At 66.7% G+C, this 24293-nt stretch carries 26 protein-coding genes; 11 read left to right on the top strand and 15 right to left on the bottom strand.

The annotated features are described in order from the left end of the window. Positions 1-16 precede the first annotated feature (16 nt). Positions 17-1447, bottom strand: coding sequence for a coniferyl aldehyde dehydrogenase (locus ACA097_RS10740; RefSeq protein WP_371370095.1), 1431 nt, complete (start codon positions 1445-1447; stop codon positions 17-19). 238 nt (positions 1448-1685) lie between these two features. On the opposite strand from ACA097_RS10740, the gene ACA097_RS10735 reads away from it, so the two are divergent. Beyond that, positions 1686-2348, top strand: coding sequence for a TetR/AcrR family transcriptional regulator (locus ACA097_RS10735; protein WP_371370094.1), 663 nt, complete (start codon positions 1686-1688; stop codon positions 2346-2348). Between the two features lie 7 nt (positions 2349-2355). On the opposite strand, the gene ACA097_RS10730 is transcribed toward ACA097_RS10735, so the two are convergent. The 5 genes from ACA097_RS10730 to ACA097_RS10710 form a co-directional block, all read right to left on the bottom strand. Further along, on the bottom strand, positions 2356-2766 hold the full coding sequence (locus ACA097_RS10730) for a GNAT family N-acetyltransferase (protein ID WP_371370093.1): 411 nt from the start codon (positions 2764-2766) through the stop codon (positions 2356-2358). 69 nt (positions 2767-2835) lie between these two features. Continuing rightward, positions 2836-3840 carry a hydrolase gene (locus tag ACA097_RS10725; RefSeq protein ID WP_043248568.1) on the bottom strand — a complete coding sequence of 335 codons (1005 nt, stop codon included), beginning with the start codon at positions 3838-3840 and terminating at the stop codon, positions 2836-2838. A gap of 61 nt (positions 3841-3901) precedes the next feature. Continuing rightward, a complete protein-coding gene (rsmD, locus tag ACA097_RS10720) occupies positions 3902-4513 on the bottom strand; it encodes a 16S rRNA (guanine(966)-N(2))-methyltransferase RsmD (protein WP_371370092.1) in 612 nt (203 codons plus the stop codon). Then, the gene (locus ACA097_RS10715) at positions 4513-6009 is read right to left on the bottom strand and encodes a pitrilysin family protein (protein ID WP_043248571.1); all 1497 of its coding nucleotides are present in this window, start codon (positions 6007-6009) and stop codon (positions 4513-4515) included. The genes rsmD and ACA097_RS10715 overlap by 1 nt, the downstream gene beginning before the upstream one ends. Further along, positions 6002-7372: a M16 family metallopeptidase gene (locus tag ACA097_RS10710; protein WP_371370091.1), complete on the bottom strand. Its 1371-nt coding sequence runs from the start codon at positions 7370-7372 to the stop codon at positions 6002-6004. The genes ACA097_RS10715 and ACA097_RS10710 overlap by 8 nt, the downstream gene beginning before the upstream one ends. A 148-nt stretch (positions 7373-7520) precedes the next feature. Between ACA097_RS10710 and ftsY the strand changes: the two genes are divergently transcribed. From ftsY to ACA097_RS10685, 5 genes are all read left to right on the top strand, one after another. Further along, entirely contained in the window at positions 7521-8999 is a 1479-nt protein-coding gene (gene ftsY, locus ACA097_RS10705) for a signal recognition particle-docking protein FtsY (RefSeq protein WP_371370090.1), read from the top strand. Next, a complete protein-coding gene (gene ftsE, locus ACA097_RS10700) occupies positions 8996-9667 on the top strand; it encodes a cell division ATP-binding protein FtsE (protein ID WP_043248575.1) in 672 nt (223 codons plus the stop codon). Before ftsY ends, ftsE begins: the two co-directional genes overlap by 4 nt. Next, the gene (ftsX, locus tag ACA097_RS10695; RefSeq protein WP_371370089.1) at positions 9667-10677 is read left to right on the top strand and encodes a permease-like cell division protein FtsX; all 1011 of its coding nucleotides are present in this window, start codon (positions 9667-9669) and stop codon (positions 10675-10677) included. The genes ftsE and ftsX overlap by 1 nt, the downstream gene beginning before the upstream one ends. 113 nt (positions 10678-10790) lie before the next feature. After that, complete coding sequence (gene rpoH, locus ACA097_RS10690) at positions 10791-11645, top strand: RNA polymerase sigma factor RpoH (protein WP_043248579.1); 855 nt, start codon at positions 10791-10793, stop codon at positions 11643-11645. A gap of 79 nt (positions 11646-11724) precedes the next feature. Then, entirely contained in the window at positions 11725-12327 is a 603-nt protein-coding gene (locus ACA097_RS10685; protein ID WP_043248580.1) for a hypothetical protein, read from the top strand. Between the two features lie 3 nt (positions 12328-12330). Here ACA097_RS10685 and mtgA read toward each other — a convergent pair whose 3' ends face one another. Continuing rightward, entirely contained in the window at positions 12331-13023 is a 693-nt protein-coding gene (gene mtgA, locus ACA097_RS10680; RefSeq protein ID WP_043248581.1) for a monofunctional biosynthetic peptidoglycan transglycosylase, read from the bottom strand. A 332-nt stretch (positions 13024-13355) separates the two neighbouring features. On the opposite strand from mtgA, the gene ACA097_RS10675 reads away from it, so the two are divergent. The 5 genes from ACA097_RS10675 to ACA097_RS10655 all read left to right on the top strand — a co-directional run bounded on the left by ACA097_RS10675 (position 13356) and on the right by ACA097_RS10655 (position 17235). Then, complete coding sequence (locus ACA097_RS10675; RefSeq protein ID WP_043248582.1) at positions 13356-13730, top strand: DUF423 domain-containing protein; 375 nt, start codon at positions 13356-13358, stop codon at positions 13728-13730. A 102-nt stretch (positions 13731-13832) separates the two neighbouring features. Next, positions 13833-14033, top strand: coding sequence for a sulfur carrier protein ThiS (thiS, locus tag ACA097_RS10670; RefSeq protein ID WP_043248584.1), 201 nt, complete (start codon positions 13833-13835; stop codon positions 14031-14033). Positions 14034-14090: 57 nt separating this feature from the next. Beyond that, positions 14091-14897 carry a thiazole synthase gene (locus ACA097_RS10665; protein ID WP_043248586.1) on the top strand — a complete coding sequence of 269 codons (807 nt, stop codon included), beginning with the start codon at positions 14091-14093 and terminating at the stop codon, positions 14895-14897. 137 nt (positions 14898-15034) lie between these two features. Beyond that, positions 15035-15706, top strand: a complete 672-nt coding sequence (trmB, locus tag ACA097_RS10660) for a tRNA (guanosine(46)-N7)-methyltransferase TrmB (protein WP_236658391.1) — start codon at positions 15035-15037, stop codon at positions 15704-15706. Positions 15707-15888: 182 nt separating this feature from the next. Beyond that, complete coding sequence (locus tag ACA097_RS10655) at positions 15889-17235, top strand: DUF1329 domain-containing protein (protein WP_043248589.1); 1347 nt, start codon at positions 15889-15891, stop codon at positions 17233-17235. A 230-nt stretch (positions 17236-17465) separates the two neighbouring features. On the opposite strand, the gene ACA097_RS10650 is transcribed toward ACA097_RS10655, so the two are convergent. The 8 genes from ACA097_RS10650 to ACA097_RS10615 all read right to left on the bottom strand — a co-directional run bounded on the left by ACA097_RS10650 (position 17466) and on the right by ACA097_RS10615 (position 24194). Continuing rightward, positions 17466-17720, bottom strand: a complete 255-nt coding sequence (locus tag ACA097_RS10650; RefSeq protein WP_043248590.1) for a hypothetical protein — start codon at positions 17718-17720, stop codon at positions 17466-17468. A gap of 44 nt (positions 17721-17764) precedes the next feature. Further along, complete coding sequence (locus tag ACA097_RS10645; protein WP_043248593.1) at positions 17765-18088, bottom strand: DUF3392 domain-containing protein; 324 nt, start codon at positions 18086-18088, stop codon at positions 17765-17767. A 65-nt stretch (positions 18089-18153) separates the two neighbouring features. Further along, complete coding sequence (gene hemW, locus ACA097_RS10640) at positions 18154-19341, bottom strand: radical SAM family heme chaperone HemW (RefSeq protein WP_043248595.1); 1188 nt, start codon at positions 19339-19341, stop codon at positions 18154-18156. Further along, entirely contained in the window at positions 19338-19931 is a 594-nt protein-coding gene (rdgB, locus tag ACA097_RS10635; protein WP_043248597.1) for an RdgB/HAM1 family non-canonical purine NTP pyrophosphatase, read from the bottom strand. The genes hemW and rdgB overlap by 4 nt, the downstream gene beginning before the upstream one ends. Then, positions 19928-20350, bottom strand: coding sequence for a DUF4426 domain-containing protein (locus tag ACA097_RS10630; RefSeq protein WP_043248598.1), 423 nt, complete (start codon positions 20348-20350; stop codon positions 19928-19930). Before ACA097_RS10630 ends, rdgB begins: the two co-directional genes overlap by 4 nt. A gap of 36 nt (positions 20351-20386) precedes the next feature. Next, a complete protein-coding gene (gene metW / locus ACA097_RS10625) occupies positions 20387-21007 on the bottom strand; it encodes a methionine biosynthesis protein MetW (RefSeq protein ID WP_043248599.1) in 621 nt (206 codons plus the stop codon). Between the two features lie 10 nt (positions 21008-21017). Next, positions 21018-22157: a homoserine O-acetyltransferase gene (locus ACA097_RS10620; RefSeq protein ID WP_160285638.1), complete on the bottom strand. Its 1140-nt coding sequence runs from the start codon at positions 22155-22157 to the stop codon at positions 21018-21020. A 69-nt stretch (positions 22158-22226) separates the two neighbouring features. Beyond that, on the bottom strand, positions 22227-24194 hold the full coding sequence (locus ACA097_RS10615; RefSeq protein WP_371370088.1) for a dynamin family protein: 1968 nt from the start codon (positions 24192-24194) through the stop codon (positions 22227-22229). Between the last annotated feature and the right edge of the window lie 99 nt (positions 24195-24293).

The following is a 24293-nucleotide window of genomic DNA, read 5'->3' as shown; positions in this document are numbered from 1 at the left end:
GGTTTGGTGCTGTGGCTCAGCGGATGAACAGCTTGTAGACCAGCTTCTGCAGCGACTTGCCGTAGGGCGGGTAGATCACCTTGGCGGCGTTGAAGCGCGGCTTGCTGAACACGCCCTTGGCCTTCGAGAAGGTCAGGAAACCTTCGTGGCCGTGGTAGTGCCCCATCCCCGAGGGGCCGACGCCGCCGAACGGCATGTCGTCCTGGGCCACGTGCAGCAGGGTGTCGTTCAGGCACACGCCACCGGAGTGGGTGTGCGCCAGCACGTGCTCCTGCTCGCGCTTGTCGTAGCCGAAGTAGTACAGCGCCAGCGGGCGCGGACGCTCGTTGATGTAGGCCAGCGCCTCGTCCAGGCCCTTGTAGGGGATGATCGGCAGCAGCGGGCCGAAGATCTCGTCCTGCATCACCTTCATCTCGTCGTCGACGTTCAGCAGCAGCGCCTGCGGCAGGCGGCGGCCATCGCCTTCGGGGAGCACCGGGACGATCTTGGCGCCGCGCGCTTCGGCATCGCTCAGGTAGCCCTTCAGGCGCGAGAGCTGGCGCTCGTTGATGATCGCCGTGTAGTCCGGGTTGTTCTGCACGCTGGGGTAGAAGCCCTGCACCACTTCGCGGTAGGCGCTGATGAACTCCTCGACGCGCTGCTGCGGCACCAGCACGTAGTCCGGCGCCACGCAGGTCTGGCCGGCGTTGAGCGACTTGCCGAAGGCGATGCGCTCGGCGGCGTCCTTGATCGGCACGCTGTCGGAGACCAGCGCCGGCGACTTGCCGCCCAGCTCCAGGGTGACCGGGGTGAGGTTTTCCGCGGCGGCGCGCATCACGTGCTTGCCGACGCTGGTGGCGCCGGTGAACAGCAGGTGGTCGAAGGGCAGCTTGGAGAAGGCCACGCCGACATCGACTTCACCCTGGACTACGGCAACCAGGTCCTCGGGGAATATCTTCGCCAGCAGGTCCTTGAACACCTGGGCGGTGGCCGGGGTGGACTCGCTCATCTTGATCATCACCCGGTTGCCGGCGGCCAGCGCAGCGGTCAGCGGGCCGACGGCGAGGAAGATCGGGTAGTTCCACGGCACGATCACGCCCACCACGCCGAGCGGCTGGTAGATCACCTTGGCCGAAGCCGGCATGAACTGCATGCCGACGCTGCGGCGCGACGGTTTCATCCAGCGCGCCACGCGCTTGCGGGCGTAATGCACGCCGTGCAGGCCGGGCATGATTTCGGCGAGCAGGGTTTCGTCGGCCGAGCGGTTGCTGAAGTCGCGGGAGACCGCGTCGATGATCGCCTGCTGCTCGTTGACCAGCAGGTCGGCCAGGCTCTTCAGCCATTGCTGTCGCTGCCCGGCGGTGGGCATGGGGTTGCTGCGGTAGGCCTGGCGCTGGCGCTCGAGCAGGGCTTGCAGTTGATCGATGTCTTGTTGCGTCTGCTGCAGGTAGGCGATGTCGGCGACCATGGCGGGCTCCTCGGCGGACCGGCTGGGGAAGCGCTCCGCAGGGACGGACGCTTCGCGTTGTGCTTGTCGCTGGATTTTTAGAGCAATTGCTCTAAAGTGTCAAATAGCATGCCGCGCCACCCCGTTCCGGCCCACCCATCCAAATGCTGGCGCCCGCCGCCGGGTGTTACGCCGGCTGCATCCGGGGTAGCAAAGCGTGTACCTTTGCCCTCGCCGCAACCGTGAACCCGAGTACCGCATGGCTCCCCGCATCAAGACCCGCGACCGCATCGTCCAAGAGAGCCTGGCGCTGTTCAACGCCCAGGGCGAACGCAGCGTGACCACCAACCACATCGCCGCGCACCTGGGCATGTCGCCGGGCAACCTGTACTACCACTTCCGCAACAAGCAGATGATCATCGCGGAGCTGTTCGCCGAATACGAAGCGCTGGTCGATAGCTTCCTGAAAGTGCCGGAAGAGCGAACCCTGACGGTGGCGGACAAGGCCCACTACTTCGAAGCGCTGCTGGCGGCGATGTGGCGTTACCGCTTCCTGCACCGCGATCTCGAACACCTGCTGGAAAGCGACTCCGATCTGGCGGCGGCCTATCGCGCGTTCGCCCGTCGCGCACTGCTAAACGCCAAGGCGGTCTACCGCGGCTTCGTCGATGCCGGGATCATGAAGATGGACGAGATCCAGCTGGAGGCGCTGGCCCTCAACGCCTGGATCGTCCTTACCTCCTGGGTGCGCTACCTGTGCACTACTCGCGAAGTCGCTGGCGATCTCAGTGAGGAACTGCTGCGGCGCGGCATCTACCAGGTGCTGGCGCTGGAGAGCGGCTACCTCGTCGAGTCGTCGCGGGCGGCCGTCGAGCAGCTCGCCGAGCGTCTCTACGTGCCGCTGAGCGATATCGGCACGTAACTCCCACCTAGGTTTTACGCGGCCCCGGCACCAGTGGCTTGCGCAATTCCAGGCCGTGACGGCGGAAGAAACCCTCGACCCCATCGGTGGCGTCCGTGTACAGGCGGGTGCGCGGGTGGTCGTCGATGAAGCGCCGCAACAGCGTCCGGCCGATCCCTTGGGCCTGGCGCCCGGGCAACACGGCCAGCTCGGCGAGCCAGGTGGTCTGGGCGTTCTCCTGCTCGGCGCGGAGCATGCCGACCACGTGTTCGCCTTCCTGCGCCAGGAGCACGTAGTCGGATAGTGCGAAGAGATCGCGCAGCTCGCCGAGGCTGGCCGGGTGGCCCCAGCCGATGGCGCGGTAGAGCGCGATCAGGTCGGCGCACTGGGCCTCGTCCAGCAGTGGATCGCACAGGATGTGGAAGACGGCATCGCTCATGATTCGCCTCCTTTTGTTCCAGCCTGGACCCAATGCCGCCGAACCGGCCTGACATTGGTCAAGGCATCGTCAGCCGCCGCTGCCGTGCAGCGCCAGCAGCCAGGCGGGGATGCGTCTTTCCAGGTAATAGTCGGGGCGCGCTGGCGTGCCGCCGATGAACCCAACGTGGCCGCCGCGTTCGAGCAGTTGCAGTTCGGTGCTGGATGACAGCTCCGCCACCGCCGGGATGCTGCCGGCGTCGATGAAGGGGTCGTCGCTGGAGTGGATGATCAGCGTCGGCGTGTGGATGCCGCCCAGGTAGTAGCGGCTCGAGGCGCGCCGGTAGTAATCGTGGGCGTCGGCGAAGCCGTGCAGCGGCGCGGTGACCCGGCCGTCGAAGTCCCAGAAGGTGCGCATGCCGTCGAGCGGGCCGAGGCGTTCCAGCGCGGCCAGGTTCTCCACTGAACCGCGCTCGGCGAATGCGCGCTGTTTGGTGCGGACGTAGGACGTCAGCTCGCGCATGAAGTGCGCCTGGTAGACGCGCGAGAAGCCGATGCCGATGCGGTCGGCGCAGCGGTCCAGACGGAACGGCACCGACACCGCGACTGCACCGCGCAACGGGCTGTCCGCCCCGCGCTCGCCGAGGTACTTGAGCAGCACGTTGCCGCCCAGCGAGTAACCCACGGCGTAGAGCGGTGCCAGTGGCCGCTTGGCGCGCAGGTGCTCGATGACCGCCGCCAGGTCCTCGCTGACCCCCGAGTGGTAGCCGCGCGCCAGGTGATTCGGCTCGCCCGAGCAGCCGCGCCAGTTCAGCGCCACGCTGGTCCAGCCGAGCCCCTGCACGGCTTGCTGCAGGCCGCGTATGTAGTGCGAGTCGGACGAACCAGTGAGACCGTGGACGGCCAGCACCAGCGGCGTGCGCGCATTGTGCGGGCCGTGCCAATCCAGATCGATGAAGTCGCCGTCCTCCAGCCACAGCCGCTCGCGCTCACGCTGCAGCGCGGGGCCCTTGCGCAGCAGGGAACCGTACAGCGTCTGCAGGTGCGGGCCGGGGAGCCACCAGGCCGGTTCGAAGGGAAGGCTGGATGTCTGCATGGTCGATGTGGCGTGAAGGGATGCGGCAAGTCTATGCAAGGCTTGCCGATATCGCCGCCGATCAGGGGTTCTGTCGTTGCCAGAGGGCGTAGTGCACGTTGCCCGCCTGCTTCTCGCGGTGCAGGCGCCAGTTGCTGGGCAGGCCGAGGCTGGACGGGACGCTTTCGCTCTCGGTGTAGATCCAGGCGTTGTCCGCCAGCCAGCCGTTTTCCTCGAGCAGGCGGCAGGCGTTCTGCAGCAGGTCCTGGTGGAACGGTGGGTCGAGGAACACCAGGTCCACCGGCGCCGTGGCCGGCTTGGCCAGGTAGGCGAGGGCGTCCTGCAGCTGCACGTCGCCGAAGTCGCACTTGAGGGTGGCCAGGTGGCCGCGCAGGGCGGCCACGGCTTCGCGGTTCAGGTCCAGGGCCAGGCCGCTGGCGGCGCCGCGCGACAGTGCTTCGAGGAAGAGCGCGCCGCTGCCGGCAAAGGGGTCGAGTACGCGGGCGCCCGGCACGTAGGCCGCCAGCCAGTTGAACAGGGTTTCGCGCACGCGGTCCGGCGTCGGGCGCAGGCCCGGCCCCTCGGGGAAGGCGAAGCGCCGGCTGCGCCATTCGCCGCCGATGATACGCAGCTGGCCCTGGCCGCCGTGCTGGCGGGCGTTGGCTTGGGCGGGAGCCTTGGGTCTTCTGTTCATCAGTGCTCCGGTACGCCGAGGGGCTGTTCGGCCGGTTTGTCGGTGGGGGGCGGCAGGGGCTTCTGCGGCACTGTCGGGCCGGCAGTGACGATGACGAAGGCGTCCGGGTCGAGGTGGCGCTGCATGGCCGCCTTGACCTGCTCGACGCTCAGCCCTTGGACCTGGGTGAGGAAGGTTTCCAGGTAGTCGGACGGCAGGTCGTAGAAGCCGATGGCGCCCAGCTGCGCGACTATGTCGCCGTTGCTCGCGGTGGACAGCGGGAAGCTGCCGGCCAGCTCGCGCTTGGCGTCGTCCAGTTCCTTCTGCGTCGGGCCGCTCTTGAGGTAATCGCGGACGATGTCCTGGACCAGCTTGAGCGTGCCTTCGCTGAGCTCGGCGCGGGTCTGCAGGGCGATGCTGAACGGCCCGCGCGCCTGCATGCCGGTGAAGCCGGAAGAGACGCCGTAGGTCAGCCCGCGCTTCTCGCGCACCTGGTCCATCAGACGGGTGCCGAAGCCGCCGCCGCCGAGGATCTGGTTGCCCAGGTAGAGCGCGGCGTAGTCTGGGTCATTGCGGGTGATGCCGAGTTGGGCCAGCAGCAGGTGGGTCTGCTTGGACGGGAACTCGATGTGGGTGACGCCCGCCTTGGGCACTTGCGGCGCGACCGTCGGCGGCAGTGCCGGACCCTTGGGCAGCGAGGCCGATACCTGGGCGGCGATGGCCTCGGCCTCGGCGCGGCTGAGGTCGCCGACCAGCGCGATCACGCTGTTGCCGGCGGCGTAGGCCTTCTGGTGGAAGGCGCGCAGCTGGGCGGTGGTGATCTTCGGCACCGAGTGCTCGTCGCCGTCGCTGGAGCGTGCGTAGGGGTGGTCGCCATAGAGCTGCTTGAACAGCGCGAGGGCGGCCAGCTTGCCGGGGTTCTGCTTCTGGTATTCGAAGCCGGCGAGCACCTGGTTCTTGATGCGGGTCAGCGCCTCTTCGGGGAAGGTCGGCTGGCCAATCACCTGGTCGAACAGTTTCAGGGCGGCGTCGCGCTTGTCCTTCTCGCTGAGGCTGCGCAGGCCGGCCAGGGCCATGTCGCGGTAGGAGCCGTTGCTGAAGTCGGCGCCCAGGTCCTCGAAGCCGGCGGCGATGGCGCTGGTGTCCTTGCCCGGCACACCTTCGTTGAGCATGGCGTTGGTCAGCATGGCCAGGCCCGAAGCATCGCCGTCCTGGCTGCTGCCGGCGGCGAAGATCAGGCGCAGGTCGAACATCGGCAGTTCATGAGCCTCGACGAAGAGCACGCGAGCGCCCTCGGCGGTGGTCCAACGCTGGATGTCCAGCTTGCGGTGGCCGGGCTGCTTGCCGGCCGCTTCGGCCAGCGACTGCAGGCCGGTCGGTGCGGCGCTGGCGGGTTGCGGTGCGATGGCCGGGGTGTTGCCGCCGGCGGTGCGGCTGACGCAGAACGCCAGTCCGGCGACCAGGAGCAGCACGATCAGGCCGAGCAGGCCGTAGCGCAGGCCGTTTCGTTCACTCATCGCTGTTCTCCTTGTCGCTTTCGGCTTGCGGCAGCACCTGGGCCTGGGTCAGGCGGGTGCGGGTGAAGTAGGTGCGGGCGGCGTTGCGGATGTCTTCGGCGGTGACCTGACGGATCGCCTCGAGGTCCTCGTCGGCCATGCGCCAGGGCAGGCCGACGCTTTCCAACTGGCCGATGCTGCTGGCCTGGGCGGCGATGGAATCGCGCTCGAACACCAGGCCGGCGATCATCTGGGCGCGCACGCGCTCCAGTTCCGCCTGGCTGGGCGGGGTGGTCTTGAGTTCGTCGAGCTGCTGCCAGAGCGCCTTTTCCACCTCGTCGAGGGTCTTGCCCTTCTGCACGTTGGGCGTGGCGCTGAGGATGAACAGGCTGTCGCCGCGAGCGAAGGCATCGTAGGAGGCAGAGGAACCGGCCACCAGCTCCGAGCCACGCTCCAGGCGCTCGGACAGGCGCGCGCTATAGCCGCCGTCGAGCAGGGCCGCGATCAGGCGCAGGGCGTGGACTTCGCGCGGCTTCTCGCTGCTGCCCAGGGACGGCACGTTGAAGCCCATGATCAGGCTGGGCAACTGCGTGCGCACATGCAGGGTCAGGCGGCGCTCGCCGGGTTCGGCGATCTCCAGCGGCTTGCGAGCCGAGGGCAGGGTGCGTCGCGGGATATCGCCGAACCAGCGCTGGGCGAGGGCCTTGACCTCTTCGGGCTGGACGTCGCCGACCACCACCAGGGTGGCGTTGTTCGGGGCGTACCAGGCCTTGTACCAGGCGCGCAGGTCGTCGATGTTCATGCGCTGCAGGTCGGCCATCCAGCCGATGGTCGGGGTGTGGTAGCCGCTGGACAGGTAGGCGGCGGCCTGGAAACGCTCGAAGGCGAGGGCGCTGGGCTTGTCCTCGGTGCGCAGGCGGCGTTCTTCCTTGATGACCTCGATCTCGCTCTTGAACTGGTCGGCCGGCAGCGTCAGGTGCGCCATGCGGTCGGCTTCCAGCTCGAAGGCGACCGGCAGGCGATCCTTGGCCAGGACCTGGTAATAGGCGGTGTAGTCGTCGGTGGTGAAGGCGTTCTCCTCGGCGCCGAGGTCGCGCAGCACGCGCGAGGCCTCGCCCGGGCCGAGCTTTCTGCTCCCCTTGAACATCATGTGTTCGAGGGCGTGGGACAGGCCGGTCAGGCCGGGCGTCTCGTAGCTGGAGCCGACCTTGTACCAGAGCTGGGAGACCACCACCGGGGCGCGATGGTCTTCGCGAACCACCAGCTTCAGTCCGTTGTCCAGTACGTACTCGTGGGTCGGTTGCGGCTCGGCGGCCAGCGCGAAGAGGGGCAGGCAGAGGCCGCCGCAGAGCAGGCCGAGCGCGCGGCGTGCGGGAGTTTTCATGATCGACAGATCCTGTCTGATGGCCCGAAGGGTCCGGGGGCGACTGTCCGGCAGCCGCCTAACCCCGGCGGGCGAGGAGATGCTAGGATACCCATCCGTTTTCCGGGCGGCCACGTCCCGTGCCGCTCCCTTGAGATGCAAGCCATTCATGTTTGGTTCCAACGACGACAAGAAGGCCCCGCAGGGCGGGGAGAAGAAAGGTCTGTTCAGCTGGTTTCGCAAGAAACCCAACGAGGCCGAATCCGTAACGCCTGCCGAGTCCGCCGAGGCGGCTCCCGCGCAGCCGGAACAAGCGCCCGCCGCGCCGGTTGAGCCCGCACAGCAGGAACACATTCCCGCCGCCCCCACCGAGCCAGCGCCTGCCGTCCAGTCCGCGCCTGTGGTCGAAGCGCGGCCGTCGGTAGCGCCAGTGCAGCCGGTCGAACCGGTAGTGCAACCGACCATCGCCCCCGCGCCCATTGCACAGCCCGAGCCGGTTTCCGCTGCACCTGCACCGATCGTCGAGCCGGCTCCCTTGCCAAGCGCGCCGATAGTCGCCGAAGTCGCTGCTCCGGTTGCTCCGGTTGCTCCGGTTGTCGAGCCTGTCCCGGCTCCGGCTCCGGCTCCGGCTCCGGCTCCGGCTCCGGCTCCGGCTCCGGTCGTCGAGGCAGCGCCCGTCGTTGCCGAGAAGCCGGCAGCTCCCGCGGAACCGGCCAAGGTCGGCTTCTTTGCCCGCCTGAAACAGGGCCTGTCGAAGACCAGCGCCAGCATCGGCGAAGGCATGGCCAGCCTGTTCCTCGGCAAGAAGGCCATCGACGACGACCTGCTCGACGAGATCGAAACCCGCTTGCTGACCGCCGACGTCGGCGTCGAGGCGACCACCACCATCGTGCAGAACCTGACCAAGCGCGTGGCGCGCAAGGAACTGGCCGACAGCGAGGCGCTGTACAAGGCCCTGCAGGAAGAGCTGGCAGGCCTGCTGCGTCCGGTGGAGCAGCCGCTGGCCATCGAGTCCGGCAAGCAGCCCTACGTGATCCTGGTCGTCGGTGTGAACGGCGTGGGCAAGACCACCACCATCGGCAAGCTGGCGAAGAAGCTGCAGCTCGAAGGCAAGAAGGTCATGCTCGCCGCCGGCGACACCTTCCGCGCCGCGGCGGTGGAACAGCTGCAAGTGTGGGGCGAGCGCAACAACATCGCGGTGATCGCCCAGCACACCGGCGCGGACTCGGCCTCGGTGATCTTCGACGCGGTGCAGGCGGCCAAGGCCCGTGGCATCGACGTGCTGATCGCCGACACCGCCGGCCGTCTGCACACCAAAGACAACCTGATGGAAGAGCTGAAGAAAGTGCGCCGGGTGATCGGCAAGCTGGACGAGACGGCTCCCCACGAGGTCCTGCTGGTGCTGGACGCCGGCACCGGGCAGAACGCCATCAACCAGGCCAAGCAGTTCAACAACGCCGTGGCCCTCACTGGCCTGGCCCTGACCAAACTGGACGGCACCGCCAAGGGTGGGGTGATCTTCGCCCTGGCCAAACAGTTCGGCCTGCCGATCCGCTACATCGGCGTCGGCGAAGGCATCGACGATCTGCGCACCTTCGAGGCCGACGCCTTCGTACGAGCATTGTTCGAGACCCGGGAGATCGCATGATTCGCTTCGAGCAGGTCGGCAAACGCTACGCCAATGGCCATGTCGGCTTGCACGAGATCTCGTTCCGCGCACACCGCGGCGAGATTCTCTTCGTCACCGGCCACTCCGGCGCCGGCAAGAGCACGCTGCTGCGACTGATCCTGGCGATGGAGCGGCCGACCTCCGGCAAGCTGCTGCTCGGCGGGCAGGACGTCTCGCGCATCTCCACCGCGCAGATTCCCTTCCTGCGCCGGCAGATCGGCGTGGTCTTCCAGAACCACCAGTTGCTCAACGACCGCACGGTGTTCGAGAACGTGGCGCTGCCGATGCAGATCCTCGGCCTGCCCAAGGCGGAGATTGCCCGTCGGGTCGAAGCCGCGCTGGACCGGGTCAGCCTCAAGGAGAAGGCCCAGGACTTGCCGTCCGACCTCTCCACCGGCCAGCAACAACGCGTCGGCATCGCCCGCGCGGTGGTGCACCGCCCGGCCCTGCTGCTCGCCGACGAACCCACCGGCAACCTCGACCCGCGCCTGGCGTCCGAGATCATGGGGGTGTTCGAGGACATCAACCGTCTCGGTACCACGGTGCTGATCGCCAGCCACGACCTGGCGCTGATTGCGCGCATGCGCCACCGCATGATCACCCTGCAACGCGGGCGGATCATCGCCGATCGCGAGGAGGAGGCCTGATGAGCGCCAGCGAACAACTGCCGCACGGCCCGGAAGAGGGCGCCCAGGCGAAGAAGGGCCGCGAGCGCGTGGAGAAGGAATCCAGCGACTGGGGCCAGCTGTTCAACGCCTACGCGGAAAGCCACCGGGCGAGCCTGGTGGACAGCCTCAAGCGGATGATCAGCCATCCCTTCGGCAGCTTCTTCACCTGCCTGGTGATGGGCATCACCCTGAGCCTGCCCATGGGCCTGTCGCTGCTGCTGGGCAACGTCGAGCGCCTTGGCGGCTCCTGGCAGCGCGCGGCGCAGATTTCCCTGTACCTCGACATCAAGGCCACGGAGAACCAGGGACAGGAGCTGCGCGAACAGATCGAGCGCATGCCCGACGTCATCGAGGCGCAACTGATCAGCAGCGACGAGGCGCTCAAGGAGCTGCAGGAGCAATCGGGTCTGGGCGAGGCGCTCAAGGAGCTGCCGGACAACCCGCTGCCGGCGGTGATCTCGGTAACGCCCAAGCAGATCGACAAGAATCAGCTCGATGCCCTGCGTCAACGCCTGTCCGAGCTGCCGGGTGTACAACAAGCTCAACTGGACCTGGTCTGGGTCGAGCGGCTGTCGGCCATCCTCAAGCTGGGCGACCGCTTCGTCTTCGGCCTGACCGTGCTGCTGGTGCTGACCCTGCTGCTGGTGATCGGCAATACCATTCGTCTGCACATCGAGAACCGCCGCAACGAGATCGAGGTGATCAAGCTGGTCGGCGGGACCGACGGCTACGTGCGCCGACCCTTCCTTTATATGGGCGCGCTCTACGGCCTGGGCGCGGGCGTGTTGTCCTGGGCGCTGCTGGAGTTCGGCCTGGACTGGCTGAACGCCTCGGTGGTCAATCTCGCCGGCCTCTATGGCAGCGATTTCGCGCTGGCCGGCGTTCCGCTGGGCGATGGTCTTTCGCTGACCATTGGTGCGGTTCTGCTGGGCTGGATCGGCGCCTGGCTGGCTGTCGCGCGGCACCTGCGGGAGCTCGCTCCTCGCTGAAAACTATCTGAATTCCTGGTGGCGGCAGTGGGGTGTAAAGGAACTTTTACACCCGCTTGCAGTCAGATCGCCCAGTGCTACACTGCGCGAGTTTCGTGAATCGGAGGATTCGCATGACCAATTCCCTGCAACCTGTTTATGCCCTGGTTCCCGGTGCAAACCTGGAATCCTACGTGCACTCGGTGAACAGCATCCCGCTGTTGTCGCCGGAGCAGGAGCGCGAGCTGGCCGAACGCCTCTTCTACCAGCAAGACCTTGAGGCGGCACGGCAAATGGTGCTCGCTCACCTGCGTTTCGTGGTGCACATCGCCCGGAGTTATTCGGGCTACGGCCTGGCCCAGGCCGATTTGATCCAGGAAGGCAACGTCGGCCTGATGAAGGCCGTGAAGCGTTTCAACCCGGAAATGGGTGTTCGCCTGGTGTCCTTTGCCGTGCATTGGATCAAGGCGGAAATCCACGAGTTCATCCTGCGCAACTGGCGGATCGTGAAAGTCGCGACCACCAAGGCGCAGCGCAAGCTGTTCTTCAACCTGCGCAGCCAGAAGAAGCGTCTGGCCTGGCTGAGCAATGACGAAGTCGAGCGCGTGGCCGAGAGCCTGGGTGTCGAAGCCCGGGAAGTGCGCGAGATGGAAAGCCGCCTGAGCGGACAGGATATGGCCTTCGACCCGGCGGCCGACGCCGACGACGAAAGCGCCTACCAGTCGCCGGCACACTACCTGGAAGACCATCGCTACGACCCGGCTCGCCAGTTGGAGGAAGCGGACTGGAGCGACAGCTCCACCGCCAGCCTGCACGAAGCGCTGGAAGGCCTGGACGAGCGCAGCCGCGACATTCTCTACCAGCGCTGGCTGGCCGAGGAGAAGGCGACCCTGCACGACCTGGCGGCCAAGTACAACGTGTCTGCCGAGCGCATCCGTCAGCTGGAAAAGAACGCGATGAACAAGCTCAAGGGGCGCATCGAGGCCTGACCGCCCGCTGCACCGCTAGACTGAAAGCCGCACCCCTCGGGGTGCGGCTTTTTTCTGCCCGTCATTTCCCGGAGAGCGCATGCCCCGCCTACGTCCCGCCCATGGCTTGATCCTGCTGGCCTTCGCTGCACTGGCTTTCGCTGCCGGCCTGTGGGTATCGCGTTCGCACGCACCGCTGCCGCCGCCAGCCTGGCTGGAAGGTTGGCAACGCGAAGTCTTCGCGCCCCAGGCCGACGACCAGCTCACCCTCGGCCAGCTCAATACCTGGCAGGCCGGTGAGCTGTGGCTGAGCGGCGACAGTGACGGGCCCCGGCTGAACTACCGCGCGACCCTCGACACCCCCGACGGCGCCTGGCGCATGGAGGCCGAGCTTGCGCTCAGCGATGCCGAACGCGCCAGCCTGCGCAAGGCGACCGGCGATGCTGCGGCGAACAGCGACCAGCCGTTGAGCGAAGACATGCTGCATCAGTTGCAGGGCCAGGCGGTGGCCTCGGTGCTACTGGCGCCGCAGGGGCCTCTCAGCGTCGGCCGGTTGGTAGCTAGCTTCGGGCCGCCACGTCTGCGCCTGCAGACGCCCCACGGCGAGGCGTGGATCTACCCTGAGCGCGGCCTCACGCTGATGCACCGCAATGGCGAGCTGCTGTGGCTGCAGGTCGTCCCGCGCGAAGCCCTATCGCACTGAGGCTCAGCGCAGGCGCTCCAGGTAGTCGTGGCCGCCGAGCTGCCACATCTGCCGGTTGATCCAGGCCGCGCGCTGGCGCACGTAGGGGCTGGGGCGGGCGGCGCTCCACTTGCGTGGGTTGGGTAGAACGGCGGCGAGCTGCGCGGCCTGCTGCGCGGAAAGCCTGCCCGCATCGACACCGAAGTGATGACGTGCGGCGGCCTGGGCACCGAACACGCCGTTGTCCCATTCCGCGCTGTTGAGGTAGACCTCGAGGATTCGCTCCTTCGGCCAGAAGGTTTCCAGCAGCACGGTGAACCAGGCTTCCAGCCCCTTGCGCAGCCAGCTGCGGCCGGGCCAGAGGAACAGGTTCTTGGCCGTCTGCTGGCTGATGGTGCTGGCGCCGCGCACGCTCTTGCCGCGCTCGTTGTGCGCCAGTGCCTGCTCGATGGCGGGCATGTCGAAGCCATGGTGCTCGGCGAACTTCTGGTCCTCGCCGGCGATCACCGCGATCTTCAGGTTGTCGGAGATATCGTCCCAGCTCTGCCAGTCGTGCTGCACATCGATGGGCTGGCCGTTGAACCAGGACTGCACCTTGCGTTCGAGCATCAGCATGCTCCCCGGCGGCGGCACCCAGCGCAGCACAACGACCACGACGACGCTGGCGGCGACGAACCAGAGGGTGAACTTGAACAGGCGGCGGAGCAGGATGCGCATGTCAGGGTCTGTTGACGTTTCGCCGCGAGCCGCGTTGCTGCGACAAATGGCGCCAGGTTAGGCGCGGGACGCAGGGAATGGCGCCCCCCTTTTCAAGTCCCGCAACGACGCATGGCGCCATTTGCCGCGCAACCCGAAGGGACAGGCCATTTTTTGCGCGGTGCTGCGTTACTCGTCGTTCATTTGGAATGACCAAACCACTCTCCTCGTGCCTTGCCCCGCGCAAAAGATGGCTCCGTCGCGGTCGCGTCGATACGTTAACAGACCCTGATCTATGCCCGGGCAATAGTGCCGGTCATTATAACGGGCTCGACCTTCCTGGGAGTTTGCTCATGTTGCGTACTTTCCTGCTGTTCGCTGCCTTCTTCGGTTTCACCGGAGTGGGCCTCGGCGCCTTCGCCGCTCACGGCCTGAAGAATCGCCTGAGCGCCGACTACCTGGCGATCTTCCAGACCGGCGTGCACTACCAGATGCTCCACGCCCTGGCGCTGTTCGGCGTGGCACTGCTCTCGACCCAGCTCAGCGGCCGGCTGATCGCCGCTTCGGGCTGGCTGTTCGTCGCCGGGATCCTGGTCTTCTCCGGCAGCCTCTACCTGCTCACCTTGACGGCCACGCCGGTGCTGGGCGCAATCACCCCGATCGGTGGGCTCTGCTTCCTCGGCGGTTGGCTGTGCCTGGGCCTGGCCGCGTGGCGACTGACGGCCTGACCCGAACGTCAGATTTAGTACCGGGCGCACAGCGGGCGCCTTGGTCAATGCCGGCGATCGGGCTAGAATGCCGACCCCCTCGAACCGCGACGGTCCTCTGCCATGCGAATCCAGTTGAACGGTGAACCCTACGAGCTGCCCGACGGCCAGAACGTCGCCCACCTGCTCGAACGCCTGGAGCTGGTCGGACGCCGCGTCGCGGTCGAACTCAACCTGGACATAGTGCCGCGCAGCCAGCACGCCGCCACCGCCCTCAAGGACGGTGACCAGGTCGAAGTGGTGCATGCCATCGGCGGCGGCTAGGCCGTCGCCCCGAAGAATCAGGCCCCGCCCCACCCGCTTTTGCTGAGGAACGATCCGATGAGCCAAGCCTCTTCCACCCTGCCGGTCGACAAGCCCTTCACCCTGGCTGGACGCACCTATGCGTCGCGCCTGCTGGTGGGCACCGGCAAGTACAAGGATCTCGACGAGACCCGCCGCGCCATCGAGGCGTCGGGCGCGGAGATCGTCACCGTGGCGGTGCGCCGCACCAACATCGGCCAGAACCCCGACGAGCCGAACCTGCTCGACGTGATCCCGCCGGATCGCTACACCATCCTGCCGAACACGGCCGGCTGCTACGACGCCATCGAGGCGGTGCGTACCTGCCGCCTGGCTCGTGAACTGCTGGACGGCCACAACCTGGTCAAGCTGGAAGTGCTGGCCGACCAGAAGACCCTGTTCCCCAACGTCGTGGAAACCCTCAAGGCCGCCGAAGTGCTGGTCAAGGACGGCTTCGACGTCATGGTGTACACCAGCGACGACCCGATCATCGCCCGCCAACTGGCCGAGATGGGTTGTATCGCGGTGATGCCGCTGGCCGGCCTGATCGGTTCCGGCCTGGGCATCTGCAACCCCTACAACCTGCGCATCATCCTCGAAGAAGCGACCGTTCCGGTGCTGGTCGATGCCGGCGTGGGTACCGCTTCCGACGCGACCATCGCCATGGAGCTGGGCTGCGAGGCCGTGCTGATGAACACCGCCATTGCCCACGCGCAGAACCCGGTGATGATGGCCGAGGCGATGAAGCACGCCATCGTCGCCGGTCGCCTGGCCTACCTGGCCGGGCGCATGCCGCGCAAACTGTACGCCAGCGCCTCCTCGCCGATGAGCGGCCTGATCGGCTGATCCCGGCCTGGCGCCCGCAGCGGGCCGGTTCGCCTCGTCGAGCCGGCCCGTCTTCACTTTCACTGCCGACGTTTTTCCAAGGTCCGAACATGAGCGATAGCCAACAGCCCCAGGCCGAGCAGGCCACTGACCGCCCGCTGCGCACCATCAAGAGCTTCGTGATGCGCGCCGGACGCATGACCGAGGGCCAGCAACGCGGCCTCGACCAGGGCTGGCCGCGTTTTGGCCTGGAACTGGCCGACGGCCTGCGTGACTTCGACCAGGTGTTCGGCCGCTCGGCGCCGCGCACCTTCGAGATCGGCTTCGGCATGGGCCACGCCACCCTGGAGATGGCCGCTGCTGCGCCGGAGCAGGACTTCATCGGCGTCGAGGTGCATCGCCCTGGCGTCGGCGCGCTGCTCAACGGCATGCTGACGCAGGACCTGACCAACATCCGCGTCTACAGCTGCGACGCCCTGGAAGTGCTGCGCGATTGCGTGGCCGACGCCAGCCTCGACCGCGTGCTGCTGTTCTTCCCCGACCCGTGGCACAAGGCGCGCCACCACAAGCGCCGCATCGTCCAGCCGGCCTGGGCGGAGCTGGTGCGCAGCAAGCTGAAGATCGGCGGCGTCCTGCACATGGCCACCGACTGGGAGCAATACGCCGAGCACATGCTCGAAGTGATGAACGCAGCTCCCGGCTATCGCAACCTGTCGCCGGACAACACCTACGTGCCGCGCCCGGAAGAGCGCCCGGTGACCAAGTTCGAGCGCCGCGGCGAGCGCCTCGGGCACGGCGTGTGGGACCTGAAGTTCCAGCGCGTCGACTGATTTCCGCAAGACCCGAAAGGCCTGCCCGCGCAGGCCTTTTTCATGGAAGAAAGACCAGACCGGGACCACCCGGCGGCCAGGATGGCCACCTCACCTCGCAAGCTGAATCTCGAAACCAGCGGCCTTGAGCCGCCACGACAATAACAGCGACGGGACGGACGCCCGCCGCAAAGGAGACTGCTGTGCTGAACAAAGTTGCCATACTGCTGCTGGCTGCCGCCTGCGCCACTGCCGCGCAGGCCAAGGTCGACGCAACCCAGGCCGCGCGCCTGGGCCAGGAGCTGACGCCGCTGGGTGGGGAAAGGGCCGGAAACGCCTCGGGCAGCATTCCGCCCTGGACCGGCGGGATCACCGCGCCGCCGGCGGGCTACACGCCTGGCATGCACCACCTCGATCCCTTCGCCGCCGACAAGGAGGCGTATCGCGTCAACGCGCAGAACCTGGCGCAATACCGCGACCTGCTGACGCCCGGCACCCAGGCATTGCTGCAGGAGAACCCGGACTTCTACCTGCGGGTGTTCCCCAGTCGTCGCAGCGCGTCGCTGCCCCAGCGGATCTATGACGCCACGCGCTTCAATGCCGAACATGCCGAGCTGATCGCCGACGGCAATGGCATCCAGGGGGCCGCTGCCGGCACGCCGTTCCCCATTCCGCAGAATGGCCTGGAAGTCATCTGGAACCACATCACGCGCTACCGCGGTGAGCAGCTGCACATGGTGACCAACCAGGCCGCGGTGCTCGCCAGCGGCAGCTACAACCTGCTGAAGATGGAACGCGACGCCTACTTCGTCTACGGCCGCGAAGGCATGAGCCCGCAGGACCTGAACAACACCCTGTTCTTCTACAGGTACACGGTGGTGGCGCCGTCCAAGCTGGCCGGCTCGGCGCTGCTGGTGCAGGAAACCATCGACCAGGTCCTGGCCACCCGCCGCGCCTGGCGCTTCAACCGCGGCGACCGCCGCGTGCGCCGCCTGCCCAGCCTGGCCTACGAGAGCGCTCAGCCGGACACCTACGGCCTGGCGACTGCGGATACGGTGGACGTCTACAACGGCGCGCCGGATCGCTACGAGTGGAAGCTGATCGGCAAGCGCGAAATGCTGGTGCCGTACAACAGCTACCAGGTGCACCAGAAGGGCCTGCCGTATGAGCGCATCCTGGGCGCGAAGACCCTCAATCCCGAGCTGCTGCGCTACGAGCCGCACCGCGTCTGGGTGGTCGAGGCGAGCCTGCGCACCGGTTACAGCCATCCCTTCGCCAAGCGCCGCTTCTACCTCGACGAAGACAGCTGGCAGATCCTCGCCAGTGATCTCTACGACGCCCAGGGCAAGCTGATCCGCGCCCAGGAAGTGCACCCGGTCAACTACTACGACGTGCCCATGGTCTCGAGCACCGTGGAAGCGCTGTACGACTTCGAAGGGCACCGGTACTTCGTCGACGGCCTGGACAACAACGAGCCGATGTACGACTTCCGAGCAAACCTGAACCCGCGCGACTTCACCCCGCAAGCGCTGCGCCGCGACGGCAACTGACGCTGCTGTTCGTAGGAGCTCGCTCGCGAACGCTTTTGCGTCAGGCGGGTTCGCGAGCAAGCTCGCTCCTACAAGAGACTTCCGGTGTGGCGGCGTGCAACCGCGAGCGACCGTGCCCTGCGCGGATTGACTTATCCCCGTCGTTCCCGCGAACGCGAGAATCCAGTGACGCCGATGCGAATCCGCTGGGTCCCCGCGTTCGCGGGGATGACGCAGAGAGGCGTTCGGGCTCAGTCGATCAGTTCGGCGCCGACCACGGTGATGTCCGGCAGGCTCAGCGGCGCCGGAGTGATCTGCAGGTACTTGATGCTGCTGCGCGGGATCAGCAGCAGATCGCCGTCCACCTCGATGCTCAGGCAGGGCGATTCCAGTTGCTTGCGAATGCCCCGCGCCACTTCCACGGGGTCTTCGGCCTGTTGCGGGAAGCGCAGCGCCAGGCGCTGGCCGTCGATGAAGTGCAGGTAGAGGTGCTTGATCGGTTTCATGGCGTTCCCCAGGTCCGTGACGGGCACTGGGGAAACACTAGCAGTCAGCTGCGGTCGGCGATCATGCCGATGACGAAGAACAGCAACAGCAGCACCGGCGCCAGGGTGTAGTTGTTGAAGTAGTTCAGGCCATGGGCGAGCCAGGGCGTGACGAAGACCATCGCCAGGCCGTAGCCGACGGCGCAGATGAGCACGAACAGCAGGGTGCGGAAGACGAAGTTGAGGCTGCCGATGCGCTGCTGGATCCAGGCATTGATCGCCGGCCCGAACAGCACCAGCAGGGTGGCCATGATCGCCAGGGCGATGTCGGACAGATGGCTGCGGCTCCAGCGGGAGGCGCTGGCGATCAGTTCGAGGGCGAAGTCCATGCAGGCTCCTTGGATTGGCTATCGCCGGGGGAGTTTACACGTCCCCCGGCGTGCCTGGACACGGTTCAGGCCAGGAAGTGCTGCAGCAGGTCGTTGAGGAACAGCTGGCCGCGTTCGGTCGGGCGCAGGCGCTCGTTGTCGTCGGCGAGCAGGCCCTTGGCGCGGGCTTCGCGGCAGGCTTCGGCGATGCTTTGCAGCGGCTGGCCGGTGCGTTCTTCGTAGAGGCTGCTGGGTACGCCTTCGACCAGGCGCAGGGCGTTCATCATGAACTCGAAGGGCAGGTCGTCCGCTTCCAGTAGGCGCTCGCCGGCCTGGAAGGGCTTGTCCGGGTTCAGGTAGTCCTTTGGCAGGCGGGTCTTCCAGGTGCGCAGGATGCGGCCTTCCGGGCTGCTCAGCTTGGCGTGGGCGCCGGCGCCTATGCCGAGGAAGTCGCCGAAGGTCCAGTAATTCAGGTTGTGCCGGGCGCGCTTGCCGTCGCGGGCGTAGGCGGAGGTCTCGTACTGGACGAATCCGGCCTCGGCCAGGCGTGCCTGGCCGGCTTCCTGGATTTCCCAGAGCGCGTCGTCCTCCGGCAGCTCCGGCGGCTGGCTCCAGAACACCGTGTTCGGCTCCATGGTCAGCTGGTACCAGGACAGGTGCGTCGGGTTCAGGGCGATGGCTTGTTCCAGGTCGGCGAGGGCGTCGGCCACGCTTTGCTGCGGCAGGCCGTGCATCAGGTCGAGGTTGAAGTTGTCGAAGCCGGCCTTGCGCGCCATGTCTGCCGCACGCACGGCTTCGTCGCCGTCGTGGATGCGGCCGAGGGCCTTGAGCTTCTCGGCCTGGAAGCTCTGCACGCCGATGGACAGGCGGTTGATGCCGAGGCTGCGGTAGTCGGCGAACTTGGCCTGCTCGAAGGTTCCGGGGTTGGCTTCGAGGGTGATCTCGATGTCGTGCTCGAACCCGACCTGGCGTTCCAGCCCCTCGAGGATGTGGCCGAGGGCGCTGGCGGAGAACAGGCTTGGGGTGCCGCCGCCGAAGAAGATCGAAGTCAGCTTGCGGCCGTGCACGTGGCGCTCGTCGGCCTTCAGGTCGGCGAGCAGTGCCTCGACGTAGGCATCTTCGGGTAGCTCAGGGCCGGCGGCGTGGGAGTTGAAGTCGCAGTACGGGCATTTGCGCACGCACCAGGGGATGTGCACGTACGCGGACAGCGGTGGCAGGCGGAAGCCGGAAACCACCGGCCCGGCGTCGAGCCCGTGGCTTCCTGCCTGGCTCATAGACCCAACCGTTGCTTCAGCAGGGCCATGGCGCGGGCGCGGTGGCTCAGCTTGTTCTTCTGTTCGGGCGGCAGTTCGGCGCTGGAGCAGTTGCTCTCCGGCACCCAGAACAGCGGGTCGTAGCCGAAGCCGTGCTCGCCGCGCGCTTCGCGCAGGATGCTGCCTTGCCAGAGGCCTTCGCAGAGGATCGGCAGCGGGTCGTCGGCATGACGCACCAGGGCGAGCACGCTGACGAACTGCGCGCCGCGCTGGTCGTCCGGGACGTCCTTGAGGGCGTCGAGCAGCTTGGCATTGTTCGCCGCGTCACCCTTGCCGTCGGCATAGCGCGCCGAGTAGATGCCCGGCGCGCCGCCGAGGTAGTCCACCGCCAGGCCCGAGTCGTCGGCCAGCGCCGGCAGGCCGGAGATGCGCGCGGCATTGCGGGCCTTGAGGATGGCGTTCTCGACGAAGGAGAGGCCGGTTTCCTCGGGTTCCACGCTGCTGAACTCGCCGATCGAGCGCACCTTCACGTGGGCGCCGAGCATGGCCTGGAGTTCCTTGAGTTTGCCGGCGTTGTGACTGGCCAGCACCAGTTGGTCGAGCTTGATCATTCGTCTGGGAAGACTTCCTGGGTGAATTCGAAGCTTTGCGGCGCTTCTTTGCCGGCCTTGACCGTGATGCTGAAGGTCAGGGTGTCACGGCTGTCGATGGTGAATTGCGCCAGGTGGTAGACGGCGCCTTCCTCGGCCACGCGTTTGAAGGTCAGCGGGATTTCCTGGCTCAGCAGGTTCTTGGCGCTGCCGCTGACGATGGCATCGACCGGCTTGCCGTTGGCGTCCAGCGGCACGATGTTGATCACGCCCTGGTTCTTGCTGCGGACCACGCCGACCGCCTGGGCGATCTTCGGTTGCAGGAAGCTCGAGTTGTAGACGCTGTAGTGGACCTGGATATCGCCCAGGCGTTGGACCTGCTCGGCAAAGGCCGGCATGGCGAGGAACAGGCAGAACAGCAGGGAGGCTAGGCGGCGCATGGTTTTCTTCTCCTGGGTTCAGAACCCGCAAGCGCCTCAGACGGCGATGCGGGCATCCGGCACCCCTGGACCGCTAACCCGGTAGATGCCGATCTCACCCAACAGATTAGGCCAAACTCGGCAGACCCAGCGATGACGGTGGTCACGGTCCACGGCCAGGCGATCCAATACGCGCAGGCGCTTCTCGCGGCACAGCGCCTCGAAGTCCTTGAAGGTGCAGAAGTGGATGTTCGGCGTGTTGTACCAGGTGTACGGGAGGAACTCCGACACCGGCATGCGGCCGTTGCGCAGCAGGTACCAGCGGCAGTTCCAGTGGCCGAAGTTGGGGAAGGTGATGATGCAGGTCTTGCCGACCCGCAACATCTCTTCGAGGATCTTGTCGGGGTAATGCACGGCCTGCAGGGCCTGGGTCATGACGACCACGTCGAAGCTGTTGCTGGCGAAGCTGCCCAGGCCCTTGTCGAGGTCCTGCTCGATGACGTTGACCCCGCGTTCGATGCACTTGGCGATGTTTTCGCCGTCGATCTCCAGGCCGTAGCCGGTGACCTGCTTGTGCTTGCCCAGCCAGGCCAGCAGTTCGCCGTCGCCGCAGCCGAGGTCGAGTACCCGGCTGCCGGCGGGGATCCAGTCTTGGATGATTTCCAGGTCGGCGCGCATGGCGTTCCTTTTATACGCTGATGCGGTTCATGTAACCGCTGAAGGCTTGCAGGTAGCGGGGGATCGGCATGAGGAAGGCGTCGTGGCCTTGCGGGGCGTCGATCTCCAGGTAGCTGACGTTCTTCTTCGCCGCGATCAGGGCGTCGACGATTTCCCGCGAGCGCGCCGGGGAGAAGCGCCAGTCGGTGGTGAAGGACATCAGGCAGAAGTCCGCCTTCACCCCGGCGAGGGTGCGGGTCAGGTCGCCGCCATGCGCAGAGGCCGGATCGAAATAATCCAGCGCCTTGGTCATCAGCAGGTAGGTGTTGGCGTCGAAGCGCGTGGAGAATTCCTCCCCCTGGTAGCGCAGGTAGCTCTCGACCTGGAACTCGACGCTCTGCAGGTCGTAGTTCAGCTTCTCGGACTTCAGGTCGCGGCCGAATTTCTCGCCCATGGCGTCGTCGGACAGGTAGGTGATGTGCCCGACCATGCGTGCCAGGCCCAGGCCACGGCGCGGGATCACGCCTTTTTCCTGGAAGTGGCCGCCGAGGAACTCCGGGTCGGAAAGGATCGCCTGGCGCGCCACTTCGTTGAAGGCGATGTTCTGCGCCGAGAGCTTGGGCGCGCTGGCGATGCACAGGCAGTGCCGCACGCGCTCCGGATAGGCGATGGTCCACTGCAGTGCCTGCATGCCGCCCAGGCTGCCGCCTACAACTGCGGCCCACTGCTTTATGCCCAGGCGATCCGCCAGGCGGGCCTGGCTGTTGACCCAGTCTTCCACCGTGACTACCGGGAAATCGGCGCCATAGACGCGGCCGGTTTCTGGATTGACGCTGGTCGGTCCGGTGGAGCCGTTGCAGCCGCCGAGGTTGTTCAGCGCGACGACGAAGAACTTGCGGGTGTCGATGGGCTTGCCGGGGCCGATGGCGCTATCCCACCAGCCCGGCTTGCGGTCATCGGTGCTGTGGTAGCCCGCGGCGTGGTGATGGCCGGAGAGCGCATGGCAGATCAGCACGGCGTTGCTCGCCGTGGCGTTCAGTTCGCCGTAGGTCTCGATCACCAGCTGGTATTCGGGCAGTGTCTTGCCGCAGGCCAGTAGCAGTGGCTCGCTGAAGTGCAGCGTCTGGGGCGAAACCAGACCGACGGAATCTTCGGGGAAGACTGTGGGCATCGACCCAGCTCACGAAAAAAAGGAGGGCGCCAGTCTAAAGAGCACCGCCCCCTGCGGCAAGCCGCCGGCTCAGGCGCGTTGCGAGCCGGGCAGGGATACCACGCGTGCCTGGCGCTGCAAGGGCGAAGGGCGGCGCAGCAGGCGGAGGATGTCGGAGGCTTCGGCGAGCTGCTTTTCCAGCTCCTGCTGGTAGCGCTCCATGAGCAGCGCGCGCTGCCGCGCCTGCTGGGTTTCCTGGGCCAGGGCCTTGAGGCGCAGCATGTGGGTTTCCAGCAACTGCTTGTTCTCGAGGGTGTACTGCATCAGCGGCATGAGCGCATCGCCGGCCCACTGGTCGACGTCTTCGCGCAGGCGCTGGTGCAGGAGGATCACTTCCTGCGCCAGGGTGGCGAAGAAGCGCCGGGTCAGCACGCGCTGCTCGGTAAGCAGGGTCTTCAGGTGCAGGCGGAAGCGGTCGGCCTTGGCCTGCAGACGGGTCAGCTCGTCCAGGTAGCGCTCGACGTTCAGGCGCGGCGCGTCCAGCCCGTGCAGCGGGTTTTCCTGGTTGTGCCGCAGGTAGATGGCTTCGACCATGCGATTGGCCAGCCCGGCTTCGTGGGCCAGGGTGTGCAGGTCGCCCTCGACGGCATGGAAGAACGCCAGGATCGCCTGGTTGATGCCCAGGGTCGTCCAACTGCCGGTGAGCTTCGCGCGCGCCCGCGCCAGGTGTTGCTCCAGGCGTTCGGCGCTCACTGTCTGGCGTAGCAGCTCACCCTGGCGGCGCAGCAGGCGCTGGTTGGTCTTCAGGTTGAGCAGGCGGCGATGGTGCAGGCTGTGGTCGTCCTTGGTCCGTGCGGTCAGCTCGAACAGCAATTGGCCGTTGTCCTGCTGCTGGCCGGCGAGCATCTGCTGCTGGTCGCGGACCCGCTCCAGGCGGTGGCGCAGGGTGTGCTGGCTGTTGTTCAGCAGGGCCAGCACCTGGTTGACCACCGCGTCCTCTACCAGGCGTTCCTTCTGCGCGACTATGCGCTCGCAGAGCAGCGTCTCGAGGTCCTCGAGCTGGCTGCGGGCGAGCAGTTCGCGGTCCTTGCGCACCTTGGCCAGCAGCGCCTGCTTGGCCGACAGCGGCAGGACGTCCTCGCGGTCGATACCCAGCTGGCGGGCGGTGATGTCGCGGATGCGCTGGATGGCGTTGTTGACGAAGGCGTCACCGGCGAGATCGTCCCAGAGCACGTCGATCTTGTTCAGCACGGCGTACAGGTTGCACTGCCCGTCTTCGCCGAGCTGGTGCACATGGTCTTGCCAGATGGCCATGTCGGAGGCGCTGACGCCGGTGTCGGCGGACAGCAGGAAGATCACCGACTGCGCGGCGGGCAGCATAGACAGGGTCAGCTCGGGCTCGCTGCCCAGCGCGTTCAGCCCCGGCGTGTCGAGGATGCGCAGGCCCTGGCGCAGCAGCGGGTGGTCGAAGTTGACCAGGGCGTGGCGCCAGGCCGGAACCAGCACCATGCCGGGGCGCCCGGTGCTTTCCAGCATGTCCGGCAGGAAGCCGAGCTGGATCGCCTGTTCCACCGGCAGCGCCTTGGTACGCGCCACCTGGGCGAAGGCCTGGGCCATGTTGGCCGGGTCGGAGGTATCCAGCGGGATGTTCACCCAGTGCCGCGGCACGCGCTTGAACTGGGCGATGCTGGCGTCGGCGACGCGGGTCTCTATGGGCAGCAGGCGGATGTATGGGCGTTCGGAGTTCGTGTCGAAGAACAGCTCGGTCGGGCACATGGTGGTGCGCCCGGCGTGGGACGGCAGCATACGCTGGCCGTAGTCGGCGAAGAACAGTGCGTTGATCAGCTCGGTCTTGCCGCGGGAGTACTCGCCCACGAAGGCCAGGGTGATGTGGTCCAGGCGCAGCAGGCGCAGCGCGCGCTCCAGGCGATTCTCGATGTCCGGCGAATTCAGCCGGCAGCGCTCCAGCCAGGTGCGATAGCGGGTGATGTCCCGGATCAGGTCCCGCTTCCAGGTGACGTACGCGTCGATCTGCTGAGTGAGACGTTCCATGCTCATCCAGGCGGTTCCTATGGCTGGCGCATCCTGCGCAGGGGGGAATGGCGGGATTATGCGACGAAGTCGTATGGCGTCAATTGGCCTTCATCACATTCCGGC

The organism is Pseudomonas sp. QL9, assembly GCF_041409665.1.
Lineage (GTDB): Bacteria > Pseudomonadota > Gammaproteobacteria > Pseudomonadales > Pseudomonadaceae > Pseudomonas > Pseudomonas knackmussii.
Note: the sequence above shows the minus strand (reverse complement) of the source record. Positions and strands in the feature narration are given on the sequence as shown.